Below are 13,665 nucleotides of genomic sequence, written 5' to 3'. Positions count from 1 at the left end.
GCCGGTGCCGGCGGATCACCGCAGCGGCAGACGCGCGGAGACGGTCTTGCCGGTCGCGTGCGGCTTGGTGATGACCTCGTCGCACAGGCGCGTCACGATCTCCAGGCCGTGCCGGCCGACGCGCAGGGGATCGCTCGGCAGGAACGTGGGGAATGCCTCCCCCGTGTCGGACACCGCTATCTCCACGGCGTCCTCCACCAGCGTCAGCACCAGCCGGCACGGGCCGGGCGCGTGCCGGAGCGCGTTGGTCACCAGTTCGCTGGCGACCAGGCGGGCGGCGTCCAGGAAGGTGTCGGCCGTTTTCACACCGGCCTCGACGAGTCGCGCGACGAAGCCCTGGACGATGTCCCGGGAAGCCGGGATCATCGCCGATCCGCCCCTGAACTCCACCGTGGTGGACACGGCAGGGGCGTCCGCGGCATCGGGTCTGTGCGCCGGAGTCATACAGAGCCTCACCGTCCGGTCCGGGGCCCAGGAGTGGAAGCGAAGGCCCGCGCTGAATCACGATACGCACCGAACCGGCCCCGCCCCTTGCTTTGCCCCAACTTCCGCCGCACACACCCCGTTCCGGACAGGTGACGACCACCGCGGGGCGACGGAAACGGCGTTGACCCGGTCCACGGCGGTCAGTAACGTCGGCCGGGTGACTGCCGGGTCGGCCATGGGCCATACACGAGTGAGGGTCCCGGCCCCGGCATGACCTCGCGGCGGGCCCGAGGCCCGCCCCCCGTCTCCGCGACCTCGTTCCGGACGCCCGTACAGCGGGCGCCGCGCCACCCAACCCGAGACCCGGAGACCTCCGAGACATGCCTGACGATCAGCAGTACCCGTACTCCCCCGAGCCGTCGACCACGACCGTGCAGCTGAACCACACCGCCGTCCTCGCCCGGGACCGGCGGCTGTCCGCCGAGTTCCTCGCCGCGATCCTCGGGCTGGAGGTCGGCGCTCCGTTCGGCCCGTTCCTGCCCGTCGACCTCGGCAACGGCGTGACCCTCGACTACTACGAGAAGCGGGACGAGCCGATCCAGTCGCAGCACTACGCGTTCCTCGTGCCCGAGGAACGGTTCGACGGCATGATCGCCCGCCTGGACGCGGTCGGCGTCACGTACTACGCCGACCCCCGGCACACCGAACCCGGCCGGATCAACCGGCTGTTCGGCGGCCGGGGCGCGTACTTCGACGATCCGGACGGCCACAACCTGGAGATCATGACCCGGCCCTACGTCCGGCCCTGACGGCCCCGGGGGGCGATTCGGGCGGCGGTGCGGGTGCCGACGGCCGGTGCGGTGGTGCTGCCGTTCTTCGCCACGGTGAACCCGAAGCTGGTCGACGTCCCTGCCGCGAGGGAGCCGTTCCCACTCGGCCGTACCGTCATGCCGGTGCCACTGGCGTCCCAGGACGGCGAGCCGTTCCAGGTGGCGGATACCTGCTGCGGCGGCGTCAGGGCGACCGGCGTCGACCATGAGGTGACCGGCTTGCTCCCGGCGGTGATGGTGACCTGGCCGTTGCAGCCGGTGCTCCGGTCCGCGGCCCGCGTGCAGGTGGCCGTGCGGCTCACCGTGCCGTCGCCTGCGCCGCCTCCCCCGTCACCGCCGCCCGAGCGGCCGAGCGCGGCCAGGACCGCGTCGTACGCGGGCTTCTTGCCGTGGTCGCCGTCGAACAGCAGCGGGGTGCCGCCGCTGCACCACGAGTACGTGTCGGTGATGCCCCGGACGGTGACGCGGGCGCAGCGGCTGACGCGAGACACGCCTCGGTGACCGTCCGGTGGCTGTCCACCCGGGGGGCCTCGCCGAGGTGGCCGGCGGCGAGGGGGGCCGGACAGCCCCTTCCCCGTCGCCGACGCCCGACGCGGACGTACGGCGTCCTGACCGTCCTGCGTCACGCCGGTCCCGGTTCGCGAGCCGCTGCCGCATCCGGCTGGACCCGGCCACGGGACGGGCCCGCGCCGGGCATCCGCCGCCGATCCTGCGCCACCCGGACGGGCGCACCGGGGTACCGGACCTTCCCGGCGGGGTGGCGCTGGGCGTGGACCCGCAGGCCCACTGCCCACTGACCGCTTCCGGCTCGATCCCGGTGCCGTCCTCGGGCGAGAGCGACCGCACCGACGGAACGGCCCGGCACCGACATCGACCACGGCATCACCGCGCTGCGGGCCACCGACCGCCCAGACGACATCGCTCCGCGGCTCGCCACCCGCCCGCCCGGCCTCGGGAGCCCCGGGCGAAGGCGGGTCCCCAGTCCGGTCCCCGGGACACAGCCGTCCCCGCGGATGCCCCTCGCCTCACGCGGCCCGGCAGTGTAGACATGGGCACATGGTCCGACTGATGGGTCGATCGGGACAGCGGTCGCCCCGTCGTCCCATCGGTTCGCTCGCCCGGCAGCGCGACGCGGACCGGTCACGACGGGCAGCGGCCGCGGGGCGGCGGGGTCGAGTCGCGGCTCTGCGGTCGGCGCTGTCCGGACGCAGTGTCGCCGGCCAGGTCTTCGTGCTGAACGTGGTCATCGTGCTGCTGCTCGTGGTGGTGGCGGCGGTCTCGCTCGTGCTCCAGGTGCAGCGCGACAGCACGGTGGAGGCCCGCAACCGGTCGGTCGCCGTGGCCTCGACGTTCGCGAACTCCCCCGGCATCGTCGAAGCCCTGCGCAGCCCCGATCCCACGGCGGTGCTCCAGCCGCGGGCCGAGGCGGCGCGCAAGGCGACGGGCGTGGACTTCATCGTCGTCCTGAACACCGACGGGGTCCGCTACACGCATCCGATCCCCGAGCGCATCGGCAAGAAGTTCGTGGGGAACATCGCCCCCGCGCTGGCCGGGCAGACCGTCGTCGAGGAGATCAACGGCACCATAGGCCGGCTGGTCCAGGCCGTGGTACCGGTCGAGGCGCCGGGCGGGAAGGTCGTCGGCGTGGTCTCGGCCGGCATCACGACGGAGAACGTGGGCGGCGCCGTCGACCGGCAGCTGCCGCTGGTACTGATCGCCGCGGGCGTCGGACTCGCCCTGGCGACCGCGGGCACCGCGCTGGTCAGCCGACGGCTGCTGCGGCAGACGCACGGCCTGGGCCCGCACGAGATGACCCGGATGTACGAACACCACGACGCGGTCCTGCACTCCGTCCGGGAGGGCGTGCTCATCATCGGCGGGGAGGGCAGGCTGCTGCTCGCCAACGACGAGGCGCACCGCCTGCTCGACCTGCCCCCCGACGCCGAGGGCCGGCACGTCCTTGACCTCGGCCTGCCCGACGACACGGCGCGGCTGCTGGAGTCCGGGCGGGTCGCCACGGACGAGGTGCACCTGGTCAAGGACCGGCTGCTGGCGATCAACCTGCGGCCCACGGACGAGCGGGGCGGCCCGCCCGGCAGCGTCGCCACCCTGCGCGACTCCACGGAGCTGCGGGCCCTGTCCGGCCGTGCCGAGACCGCCCGGGAGCGGCTGGACATGCTGTACGACGCCGGGGTGGGCATCGGCACCAGCCTGGACGTCACCCGGACCGCCGAGGAGCTGGCGGAGCTGGCCGCGCCCCGGTTCGCGGACTACGTCACCGTGGACCTGTTCGACTCGGTGCTGAGCGGCGGCCAGCCGGAGGCGGTGACCCCGCTGCGCCGCACCGCGATCAGCGGCGTCGACGAGGACGCGCCGCTCTACCCGGTGGGCCGGCAGATCCGCTTCGTGGCGTCCTCCCCGCAGGGCCAGGCCCTGGCCACCGGCCGCCCGGTCCTGGAGCCGGACCTCGGACAGGCCCCGGGCTGGCAGGCGCAGGACCCCGAACGTTCCGCGCAGATCGTGGACTACGGCATCCACTCGCTGATCGCCGTGCCGCTGCGCGCGGGCGCCCTGGTGCTCGGGGTGGTCGGCTTCTGGCGTTCCCGGCGGCCCGAGCCGTTCGACGAGGACGAGCTGACGCTCGCCGAGGAGCTGGTCGCGCGTGCCGCGGTGGCCATCGACAACGCGCGCCGTTACACGCGCGAGCACGGCATGGCGGTGACGCTGCAGCGGAGTCTGCTGCCCCGGAGGATGCCCGAGCAGAACGCCCTGGACGTCGCCCACCGCTATCTGCCCGCGCAGGCGGGGGTCGGCGGGGACTGGTTCGACGTGCTGCCGCTCTCCGGGGCCCGGGTCGCGCTCGTGGTGGGCGACGTCGTCGGCCACGGGCTGCACGCCGCGGCCACCATGGGCCGGCTGCGGACCGCGGTGCACAACTTCTCCGCGCTGGACCTGCCGCCCGAGGAGCTGCTCACCCTGCTGGACGAGCTGGTCGCCCGGATCGACCAGGACGAGACCGCCGAGGACGGCAGCGCCCCGGTCACCGGCGCGACCTGCCTCTACGCGATCTACGACCCGGTCGCCGGCACCTGTGTGGTCGCCCGGGCCGGTCATCCGCCGCCCGCCCTGATCCGCCCGGACGGCAGCGTGGAGTTCCCCGAGGTGCCCGCCGGCCCCCCGCTGGGCCTGGGCGGTCTGCCGTTCGAGACGGCCGAGCTGCACCTGGCGGAGGGCAGCCGGCTCGTGCTGTACACCGACGGGCTCGTGGAGGACCGGGAGCACGACATCGACGTCGGTCTCGAACAGCTGCGCAGGGCGCTGGAGAACTCGGGCGAGTCGCCGGAGGACACCTGCCGGACCGTCCTCGACGCCCGGCTCCCGGACCGGCCGGGCGACGACATCGCCCTGCTCGTCGCCCGGACCCGCGTGCTGGGTCCGGACCGGGTCGCCGAGTGGCGGGTGCCGTCCGACCCGGCCGCCGTGGGCGAGGTGCGGGCGCAGGTCACCCGGCGGCTGGCGGAGTGGGGGCTGGACGAGCTGGCGTTCACGACGGAGCTGATCCTCAGCGAGCTGGTCACCAACGCGATCCGGTACGGCGGCGAGACCGTCCACGTGCGGGTGCTGCGCGACCGCAGCCTGATATGCGAGGTCTTCGACAGCAGCAGCACCTCACCGCACCTGCGCTACGCGGCCATGACCGACGAGGGCGGGCGCGGACTGTTCCTCGTGGCACAGCTCGCCGAACGGTGGGGCACCCGCTACACGCCGGCCGGCAAGGTCATCTGGGCGGAGCAGCCGGTGCCCTGACGGGGCCGGGCGTCGTCCGTCGGTCCGAACACCAGGAGAATCCGTGAACCACCCCTCCCCCGATCCGGCGCGCCCCCGGGGTGTCCTGCGCGGCGCCCTGCTCGCCCTGACCTCCGCGTCGCCGGCGGCGCTCCCTCTCCTGCGCCCGTCACGCGCGGCGCCCGGGCGCCGGGCAGGGCTCGGCGACCCGGCGAAGAAGGAGATCGCCATGCGTCTGGTGTCGAGCGCCGAGAACTCCTCGCTCGACTGGAAGGCGCAGTACGCCTACATCGAGGACATCGGGGACGGCCGCGGTTACACCGCGGGCATCATCGGCTTCTGCTCGGGCACCGGCGACATGCTCGACCTGGTGGAGCTCTACACCGACCGCAGGCCGGGCAACGTGCTCGCGCGCCATCTGCCGGCGCTGCGCGCGGTGAACGGCTCCGACTCGCACGCGGGTCTCGACCCGGACTTCCCCGGGGACTGGCGCCGGGCCGCCCGCGACCGGGAGTTCTGCCGGGCCCAGGACGACGAACGCGACCGCGTGTACTTCGGCCCGGCCGTCCGGCAGGCCACCGAGGACGGTCTGAGGACCCTCGGCCAGTTCGCGTACTACGACGCGATCGTGATGCACGGCGGCGGCGACGACCGCGCCGGCTTCCCCGCGATCCGCGAGCGGGCCCTGCGCCACGCCCGGCCCCCGGCCCTCGGCGGCGACGAGGTGACCTACCTGCACGCCTTCCTCGACGCGCGGGTGTGGGCGATGAGGCAGGAGGCGGCGCACAGCGACACCAGCCGGGTCGACACGGCCCAGCGCGTCTTCCTGCGCGCGGGCAACCTCGACCTCGATCCGCCGCTGCACTGGCGGGTGTACGGCGACAGCTACCACATCGACTGATCCCGCCGGGCAAGGCGACGGGCCGCGGAAGGGGCCGTACGCCCTCTCCCGCGGCCCGCGTGGTGCCGCTTCGCCGCCGCCGGCGTCAGTGCCGGAACGCGTCCTTGCCCTTCTCCTTGGCCTGGCGTGCGTCGCCCTTCGACTGCTCGGCGCGGCCCTCGGCCGTCATCCTCTCGTTGCCGACGGCACGCCCCGCCGCCTCCTTCGCCTTCCCCTTGGCCTGTTCCATCTTGGCCTTGGACTTCTGGTTGCCGGCCACGTGTGCTCACCTCACGGCGTTGGGTTGCGATGTCCTGTCCTGCGGGTCGCCCGTCCCGGCGGCGTCAAACCCGGGATCTTCCCGCGGGCTGATCCGGGGCCCGCCGGGTACAAGGACGACGTACATGAGGACAGGCCCGTCGACCCGGAGGACGTCATGCCCGGAATGCTGGACCGGATCAAGGAGTTCGCGCGCAGCCCGCAGGGCCGCCGGACGGCGGAGCAGGTGCGCCGCGCCGCCGCGGACCCCCGCCGCCGTGCGCAGGCGCAGGAGATGCTGCGGAAGTTCGGCAAGCGCCGCTGAGCGGGCCGGGGCGGTTCTCCGGAGGACGGTCTCTCAGCCGTGCCCCGCGTGGGTGTGGCTGTGGGACGTCTCCGGCGGGCAGCCGGCCTTGCCGTGGCGGTCCCGGCGCCAGTCGAGGACGGCGACGGTCAGGGCGCACAGCATGGCGGCGACACCGGAGCCGACCGACAGGGCCATGGCCTCGTGGTAGTCGTCGTGGGTGGCGTTCAGCGTCAGGTAGAACAGTCCCGGCAGCGCGGCGGTGCCCACGGCGCCGCCGAGGCGCTGACCCGTCTGGAGGGCCCCGCCGGCGGCGCCCGCCATCCGCACGGGGACGTCCCGCAGCGTCATGGTGATGTTGGGGGAGATCACACAGCCGCTGCCGAGCCCGCCCACCAGCAGCGCCGGGGCCGCGAACCAGGCGGCGCGGTCGGAGGGGGCGAGCCACAGCACCAGCGCGGTCGTTCCGAGTCCCGCCATGGCGGCGACGAGTCCCCAGACGGTCAGCAGCCGTCCGAGCCGCTCCACCAGCCGCCCGGCCACGGCCGCCGCGGTGGCGGAGCCCACGGCGAACGGGGTCACCGCCAGTCCGGACATCAGGGGCGAGAAGCCCAGCCCGTTCTGGAAGAAGAGCGCGAAGACGAGCCACACGCCGCTGAACCCGACGAAGTACAGGGCGCCCAGGCCCGCGCCGGTGGCGTAGCCGCGGGTCTCGGTGAGCAGTCCCGGGTCCAGCAGCGGCTCCCCGCCGCGGTGGGCGACACGGCGCTCCCACCCCGCGAAGCCGAGCAGGACCAGCAGCCCCGCCGGAAACAGCCACCACGAGCGGCGCACCCCGCCCGCCTCGGCGAGCACCAGCGGCAGCATCACGGCGAGGATCCCGGCCCCCAGGAGCGCGACGCCCACCGGGTCCAGGCGTCCCCGGCCGCCGGGCGCGACCCGCGGCAGCAGGCGGAGGCCGAGCAGGAACGCGACCACCCCCACGGGCACGTTGACGTAGAAGATCCACCGCCATCCCTCGGGCCCGGCCAGGGCCAGGATCACACCGCCGACGACCGGGCCCACGGCGCTGGAGACACCCACGGTGGCGCCGAAGAGGCCGAAGGCGCGTCCGCGTTCGGCGCCCCGGAAGAGCTGCTGGATCAGCGCCGAGTTCTGCGGCGCGAGGCTGCCCGCGGCGATTCCCTGGGCGAGCCGGGCGGCCACCAGCAGCTCGATGCCGGGTGCCGCCCCCGCCGCGGCGCTGAACACCACGAAGGCGGCGAGGGCGACGAGGAACACGCGGCGCCTGCCGAACGCGTCGCCGATCCGGCCGGCCGTGACCAGGGTCAGGGCGAACGCGAGGGCGTAGCCGGACACGACCCACTGCACGGACGCCGCGGAGGCGTGCAGTTCCCGCTGCATGGACGGCAGGGCGACGGCGACGATCGTCACGTCCAGCAGGCTCATGAAGCCGGCGACCAGCGTCACCCACAGGGCCCGCCACCGGTTCGGTTCCGGGCGGTCGTCCGGACGCTGCACAGGGGCTCCCCTCACCAGGTGGACGTGGGGCGCGTTCGCCGCGCCCCACGCCTGCGTCACCCGTGACCGGAGGTTCAAACCCGGACCGCAAAGCCGAGCCATGAGCTCCCATAAGCTGACCTTATGGCCCCATAGACCGGACCCGCGTACCGACTTAGGCTTGCCTCAGCTTAGGCTTCCCGGAGAGTCGATCTGTTACCGCTCGAAGGGAACCTGAACATGCCCCGCCCTCTGCGGGTAGCCATCGTCGGATCCGGCCCGGCCGGGATCTACGCCGCCGACGCCCTGCTCAAGTCCGAGGTGGCCGCCGACCCCGGCGTGTCCATCGACATCTTCGAGCGCATGCCCGCCCCGTTCGGGCTCATCCGCTACGGCGTCGCCCCCGACCATCCGCGGATCAAGGGCATCATCACCGCCCTGCACCAGGTGCTCGACAAGCCGCAGATCCGTCTCTTCGGCAACGTGGACTACCCCACCGACATCAGCCTGGACGACCTGCGCACGTTCTACGACGGCGTGATCTTCGCCACGGGCGCCACGGCCGACCGGGCGCTGTCCATACCCGGCATCGACCTCGACGGCTCCTACGGCGCCGCCGACTTCGTGTCCTGGTACGACGGCCACCCGGACGTGCCGCGCACCTGGCCGCTCGAGGCGGAGAAGGTCGCCGTCCTCGGCGTCGGCAACGTCGCCCTCGACGTGGCCCGCGTCCTCGCCAAGACGGCCGACGAGCTGCTGCCGACCGAGATCCCGCCGAACGTCTACGAGGGTCTCAAGGCCAACAAGGCCCTGGAGATCCACGTCTTCGGCCGCCGTGGCCCGGCGCAGGCGAAGTTCAGCCCGATGGAGCTGCGGGAGCTGGACCACTCCCCCACCATCGAGGTCATCGTCGACCCCGAGGACATCGACTACGACGACGGCTCGATCGCGACCCGGCGGGGCAACAAGCAGGCCGACATGGTCGCCAAGACCCTGGAGAACTGGGCGATCCGCGACGTCGGCGACCGTCCGCACAAGCTGTTCCTGCACTTCTTCGAGTCGCCCACCGAGATCCTCGGCGAGGACGGCAAGGTCGTCGGGCTGCGCACCGAGCGCACCGCGCTGGACGGCACCGGCAACGTCAAGGGCACCGGCGAGTTCAAGGACTGGGACGTCCAGGCGGTCTACCGGGCCGTCGGCTACCTGTCCGACCAGCTCCCCAAGCTGCCCTGGGACCTCGACTCCGGCACGGTCCCGGACGAGGGCGGGCGCGTCGTCCAGGAGTCCGGCGAGCACCTGCAGTCGACGTACGTCACCGGCTGGATCCGGCGCGGCCCGGTCGGCCTGATCGGCCACACCAAGGGCGACGCCAACGAGACGGTGTCCAACCTGCTGGACGACTACGCCCATGGCCGCCTGCACACGCCCGCCTCTCCCGGCCCGGAGGCCGTGGACGCGTACCTGGCCGAGCGGAACGTCCGCTTCACCACGTGGGACGGCTGGTACCGCCTGGACGCCGCGGAGAAGGCGCTGGGCGAGCCGCAGGGACGCGAGCGCGTGAAGCTCGTCGAGCGCGAGGACATGCTCAGGGAGAGCGGCGCCTGAGCCGCGGATGCCCGGGTGCGGCCCGGCGGGGCGTCCCGCCGGGCCGCACCCGTGTGCCGTGCCGTCGTGCCGAAGGGTGTCAGACCTCCAGCTCGCCCTCGATGCGGCGCAGCTGGTGCCGGGCCATCGCCAGGTTGGCGCGGCTGCCGTCGAGCACGAGGTAGAGGAACAGCCCGTTGCCGCCGCGGCCCTTGAGCAGGCGGATCAGGTGGTACTGACTGTTCAGGGTGATCAGGATGTCCTCGATCTCCTCCTTCAGACCGAGCAGTTCCATCGTGCGCAGCTTGGCCCGCACGACGTCGGTGTTGCCGGCGGCGGCGACCTCCAGGTTGAAGTCCTTGGTGCCGCCCAGCGTGCCGAGGGCCATGCCGCTGGTGTAGTCGACCAGCGCCGCGGCGGTCGCTCCGTCGATCGAGCTCAGGCATTCCTTGAGCGAGGTCTCCAGGTTGGCCATGCGCGGGTTTCCTTCCGTACGTGATCGGTGGACACCTGACCGGAGTCAGATGGGCCGGCGGTGGCCGCCGGCCTGGGGGCGTGGTTCGTGTGCGGGCCGTTGCGGGGTGCGCACCGGCAGCGTGCCGATCGGCCGCGCCAGGTCGGCGGGCGTCGTCGTGGCGTGCTCGCCCGGTGCCGGCCGGTCGCCGGGGCGGGTGCGGTCGTGACCGATGTGGGCGGCGACGAGTTCGCCGATGCGGGCGCCGCTGCGCCGGCCCTCCAGGTGCAGCCGTCCCACGTTGACGCGGCCGTCGGCGAGCAGGGTGAGCACGGCGGCCGGCCCGGCCGCGTAGGTGGCGACGTAGCCGTCGGCCCCGCGCAGCAGCAGTTCGCGGAAGCCGCCGCGTGCGGTGGCCTCGGCCATGCGGTGGGCGACGCCGAGGGCGGCGGCGGTGAGCGCGGCGAGGCCCTCGGGTTCGGTGCCCGGCGCGTCGTGGGCCAGTACGAGCCCGTCGACGGTGGCAGCGAGCGATCCGGTCAGCTGGGGCACGCGGTTGCGCAGGCGGTGCAGTTCGTCCAGGACGTCGCTCTCGACGGCCATGATGAGCAGTCTCCTTTCGGCACGCTGGCGACGCGCGCGGATCACAGGGCCTCCAGGGCGTCTCGGAGCCGTCGCAGCAGTGCCGTGTCCGGGTCGTCCCAGGCGGCCGGGTACGCCTCCTGGCCCGCCGGGGCCGGCGGGGGTGTGCTCGGGGCGGCGGTGACGAGTCCGTCGGCGGCCAGGCGGCGCAGTTCGACGAGGGTGTGGTAGGTGCGGCAGGCGAGGGACGCGGCGATGTCCGCGGCGGTGCGCACGCCGTCGACCTGGGTCAGGGTCCGGCCGCGCCGGGCCGGGAGGTCGCCGGTGCCGGCGCCGGGGACACGGGCGAGTGGCACGACGTCGATGTCGGGGTCCGGCCAGATGCGCTCCAGCAGGTCGCGGCGGCGGCGCGACTCCCGCACGACGGTGTCCACGGGCACGGACCGCACCGCGCCGAGCCAGTGCAGGGCACCCGGCCGGAAGCGGTGCGCGCGCGTGTCGTGGGCGAGGACGAAGTACGCGGCGTCGAAGAGCGCGCCCAGGTGGCAGACCTCCAGGGCACCGGCGGCGAGCCGGCCGCTGTCCACCAGCCGGTGTCCGACCCGGTGGTGGATGCCGCCCCGGTCGACCGCCTCCCACCAGCCGTCCGGCGGGACGGCGCCGCTGCGGGTGAGCAGCGCGCCGAGGTCCGGGGTGAGCGCCGACTCCACGTGCACGACGCGGCCCGCGGAGAGGTAGACGATGCCGCGCTCGCCCGACAGGGCGCCGGTCGCGCCTTCGGCCGCCAGGGTGCCGAGCGCCTCGGACGTCGTCCCGTGCTCGGTCCACGCCGTCGCCGCCGCGGTCATCCGAGCACCAGCCGGTCCGCCATCTCGGCCAGCCGGATGCGCGCCAGGGCGAGGTTTCCGTCGTTGCGGTCCAGCCAGAGGTGGAGGAAGACGGTGCTGTCGAAGGGGGTGCTGACGAACCTGAGCAGGTGGTAGGAGTCTCCCGTCGTGACGATCATGTCCTCGACCGGCGGTTCCTTCTCCGGCACGGCGGACTCGCCGGCCGGTGCCAGGGAGCCGCTCTCGGCGACGTGCCGGGCGAGTTCGGCCGTCTCCGCGGCCGTCGCCTCCGGGTCGCCGCCCGGCGCTTCACCCACCGCGCCGAGGGCGAGTCCGCTGATCCAGTCGACCAGCGAAGCGCCCCGGGCGCCGGGCAGCCGCATGGCTTCCAGCAGACTCTCGTCGATTCCGGGCACGCCGGATCCCCTCCCCCTGCACGGCTGTACCGCGAACGTGACGCCGAGACTACGGAAGGTGCACGCATCCGGTGAGGGCTTTGGCATTTTCCAGAGGAACGTGCCCCCGGTGCGGCATACTGCGACGATTCGGCCCGGGAAGAAGGGGGCGCGGGCAGGCCCGCGCCCCGGTGCGGATGGTGGGCGGGACCTGTCCGCGCGAACCATGGTGCGGGCGGCCCGGGGCCCTCCGCCACGAGTGAGCGGCACCACCTCGGGTGCGCGCCGCACACCCGGTGCGGACACCGGCGCACCGGCGCGAGCACGGGCGCACAGGCGTGGACACGCCGCGACGGGCAACCCGCCGGACATGGCAGAACAGCCCCCTCCCCACGACGGGAAGCACGCACCGGACCAGGACCGTACGGCGGACGGCAAGACGCCCGAGGACTACGGTCCGGGCGCCTCCACCGAGCGGGCCGCTCCCGACTCCCCCACCCAGCTGCCGAAGCGCTCGTGGTCCGCGCTGCTGCGGCGCGTCCTGTCCGAGTTCAAGGACGACGAGCTCACCGACCGCGCCGCCGCCCTGACCTACTACGGGATCCTGTCGCTGTTCCCCGCTCTGCTGGTGCTGGTCTCGCTGCTGGGGATCGCCGGGCAGTCCGCCACCCAGGAGGTCCTGGACAACATCCAGAAGCTCGCCCCCGGGTCCGCGCGGGACGTCATCACCGACGCCGTGAAGCAGCTGCAGTCCAAGGCCGGCCTGGGCTCCGTACTGGCGGTGGTCGGTCTGCTCGGTGCCGTCTGGTCGGCGTCCGGCTACGTGGCCGCGTTCATCCGCGCGGCCAACGCGGTCTACGACGTGCCGGAGGGACGGCCGGTGTGGAAGGTGCTGCCGCTGCGGGTGGCCCTGACCGTGGTGCTGCTCGTGCTCGCCGTGGTCAGCGCGCTCATCGTGGTGTTCACCGGCACTCTGGCCCGGCAGGCGGGCAGCGCGCTCGGCGTCGGCGACACCGCGTTGACCGTGTGGTCCATCGCCAAGTGGCCCGTCCTGGTGCTGCTCGTCACGAGCATGATCGCGATCCTGTACTGGGCCACGCCGAACGCCCGCCCGCGGGGCTTCAGGTGGATCACGCCGGGCAGCGTCATCGCCCTGCTGGTCTGGCTGGTGGCCTCCGCCGGGTTCGCCTTCTACGTGGCGAACTTCGGCTCGTACAACAAGACGTACGGCACGCTGGCGGGCGTCATCGTCTTCCTGGTCTGGCTGTGGGTGACGAACCTGGCGATCCTCCTCGGTCTGGAGTTCGACGCCGAACTGGCCCGGCAGCGCGTCATCGACGGCGGCCATCCGCCCGAGGACGAGCCGTACGTCGAGCCCCGCGACACGCGGGCCTGGGACGCCGCGGACCGGCGGCGCGCGGCATCACCGGACCAGTGACGCCACATGGCCCCGCGCCTCATGGGTACGCGGACGCCATGACTGACAGCAGGACTCCAGAACCCCCCGAACGCCCGGAACCGCAGGACACGGCCCGGGCCGAGCGGACCGAGGAGGAGCGCGCCGCGGCCCGGCCCTTCGAGTATCCCTATCCGGAGCGGCACGCCAATGTGCGGGCCACCCGGCACATCAGCCGTGAGCAGGCCGACGCCGACAGCGTGCCCGGCGTGCCGGGCGGCTACGGCACCACGGGCGGCGGGCAGCCCGGCGGCCGGAGCACACCGCGCCCCGGCGACGACACGGCGGACGAGTCCGGCGTCACGGACGTGGTCGGCGGACGCGAGACCCGGGCGCCCCGGAAGAACGAGAAGCGGTAGCCGCGACGGCCCCCCTGAGCGCCG

At 73.6% G+C, this 13,665-nt stretch carries 15 protein-coding genes and 1 pseudogene; 8 read left to right on the top strand and 8 right to left on the bottom strand.

The window, feature by feature from the left end; translation table 11 throughout:
* Positions 1-15: 15 nt before the first annotated feature.
* Positions 16-402, bottom strand: a complete 387-nt coding sequence (locus tag ACIRG6_RS24435) for an ATP-binding protein (protein WP_364824456.1) — start codon at positions 400-402, stop codon at positions 16-18.
* Positions 403-806: 404 nt separating this feature from the next.
* Here ACIRG6_RS24435 and ACIRG6_RS24430 point away from each other — a divergent pair, with 404 nt between their 5' ends.
* Positions 807-1,235, top strand: coding sequence for a VOC family protein (locus ACIRG6_RS24430; protein WP_350723468.1), 429 nt, complete (start codon positions 807-809; stop codon positions 1,233-1,235).
* Here the strand turns inward: ACIRG6_RS24430 and ACIRG6_RS24425 are convergent.
* On the bottom strand, positions 1,220-1,747 hold the full coding sequence (locus ACIRG6_RS24425; protein WP_403324570.1) for a cellulose binding domain-containing protein: 528 nt from the start codon (positions 1,745-1,747) through the stop codon (positions 1,220-1,222). The genes ACIRG6_RS24430 and ACIRG6_RS24425 overlap by 16 nt on opposite strands.
* 143 nt (positions 1,748-1,890) lie before the next feature.
* On the opposite strand from ACIRG6_RS24425, the pseudogene ACIRG6_RS24420 reads away from it, so the two are divergent.
* The 3 genes and pseudogenes from ACIRG6_RS24420 to ACIRG6_RS24410 all read left to right on the top strand — a co-directional run.
* Positions 1,891-2,302, top strand: a pseudogene (locus tag ACIRG6_RS24420) (SpoIIE family protein phosphatase); the annotation flags it as partial.
* 10 nt (positions 2,303-2,312) lie between these two features.
* Positions 2,313-5,063 (top strand): SpoIIE family protein phosphatase, encoded by a 2,751-nt coding sequence (locus ACIRG6_RS24415; RefSeq protein WP_364824451.1) that lies wholly within the window; start codon positions 2,313-2,315, stop codon positions 5,061-5,063.
* Positions 5,064-5,106: 43 nt separating this feature from the next.
* On the top strand, positions 5,107-5,943 hold the full coding sequence (locus ACIRG6_RS24410; protein ID WP_403324569.1) for a chitosanase: 837 nt from the start codon (positions 5,107-5,109) through the stop codon (positions 5,941-5,943).
* An 85-nt stretch (positions 5,944-6,028) separates the two neighbouring features.
* Here the strand turns inward: ACIRG6_RS24410 and ACIRG6_RS24405 are convergent, their stop codons facing one another.
* Positions 6,029-6,202, bottom strand: a complete 174-nt coding sequence (locus tag ACIRG6_RS24405) for a CsbD family protein (RefSeq protein ID WP_052841170.1) — start codon at positions 6,200-6,202, stop codon at positions 6,029-6,031.
* Positions 6,203-6,358: 156 nt separating this feature from the next.
* Here ACIRG6_RS24405 and ACIRG6_RS24400 point away from each other — a divergent pair, with 156 nt between their 5' ends.
* On the top strand, positions 6,359-6,505 hold the full coding sequence (locus ACIRG6_RS24400; RefSeq protein ID WP_239769294.1) for a hypothetical protein: 147 nt from the start codon (positions 6,359-6,361) through the stop codon (positions 6,503-6,505).
* Between the two features lie 33 nt (positions 6,506-6,538).
* Here ACIRG6_RS24400 and ACIRG6_RS24395 read toward each other — a convergent pair whose 3' ends face one another.
* Positions 6,539-8,005: an MFS transporter gene (locus tag ACIRG6_RS24395; protein ID WP_364682451.1), complete on the bottom strand. Its 1,467-nt coding sequence runs from the start codon at positions 8,003-8,005 to the stop codon at positions 6,539-6,541.
* 219 nt (positions 8,006-8,224) lie between these two features.
* Here ACIRG6_RS24395 and ACIRG6_RS24390 point away from each other — a divergent pair, with 219 nt between their 5' ends.
* A complete protein-coding gene (locus ACIRG6_RS24390) occupies positions 8,225-9,589 on the top strand; it encodes an FAD-dependent oxidoreductase (RefSeq protein ID WP_225637514.1) in 1,365 nt (454 codons plus the stop codon).
* A gap of 79 nt (positions 9,590-9,668) precedes the next feature.
* Here the strand turns inward: ACIRG6_RS24390 and ACIRG6_RS24385 are convergent, their stop codons facing one another.
* Genes ACIRG6_RS24385 through ACIRG6_RS24370 form a run of 4 tightly spaced genes read right to left on the bottom strand, consistent with a single transcriptional unit; the run spans position 9,669 to position 11,847 of the window.
* Positions 9,669-10,043 (bottom strand): roadblock/LC7 domain-containing protein, encoded by a 375-nt coding sequence (locus ACIRG6_RS24385; RefSeq protein ID WP_239769292.1) that lies wholly within the window; start codon positions 10,041-10,043, stop codon positions 9,669-9,671.
* A gap of 45 nt (positions 10,044-10,088) precedes the next feature.
* A complete protein-coding gene (locus ACIRG6_RS24380) occupies positions 10,089-10,625 on the bottom strand; it encodes a roadblock/LC7 domain-containing protein (RefSeq protein ID WP_364682448.1) in 537 nt (178 codons plus the stop codon).
* 41 nt (positions 10,626-10,666) lie between these two features.
* The gene (locus tag ACIRG6_RS24375; RefSeq protein ID WP_364682446.1) at positions 10,667-11,452 is read right to left on the bottom strand and encodes a hypothetical protein; all 786 of its coding nucleotides are present in this window, start codon (positions 11,450-11,452) and stop codon (positions 10,667-10,669) included.
* A complete protein-coding gene (locus ACIRG6_RS24370; RefSeq protein WP_239769289.1) occupies positions 11,449-11,847 on the bottom strand; it encodes a hypothetical protein in 399 nt (132 codons plus the stop codon). Before ACIRG6_RS24370 ends, ACIRG6_RS24375 begins: the two co-directional genes overlap by 4 nt.
* Positions 11,848-12,196: 349 nt before the next feature.
* Between ACIRG6_RS24370 and ACIRG6_RS24365 the strand changes: the two genes are divergently transcribed.
* The gene (locus ACIRG6_RS24365; protein WP_364682444.1) at positions 12,197-13,264 is read left to right on the top strand and encodes a YihY/virulence factor BrkB family protein; all 1,068 of its coding nucleotides are present in this window, start codon (positions 12,197-12,199) and stop codon (positions 13,262-13,264) included.
* Positions 13,265-13,302: 38 nt separating this feature from the next.
* The gene (locus ACIRG6_RS24360) at positions 13,303-13,641 is read left to right on the top strand and encodes a hypothetical protein (RefSeq protein WP_364682442.1); all 339 of its coding nucleotides are present in this window, start codon (positions 13,303-13,305) and stop codon (positions 13,639-13,641) included.
* Positions 13,642-13,665 lie beyond the last annotated feature (24 nt).

Source organism: Streptomyces flaveolus, assembly GCF_044765825.1.
GTDB lineage: Bacteria > Actinomycetota > Actinomycetes > Streptomycetales > Streptomycetaceae > Streptomyces > Streptomyces flaveolus.
The sequence above is the reverse complement of the archived record's forward strand: the minus strand, read 5'-3'. Positions and strand labels throughout refer to the sequence as shown.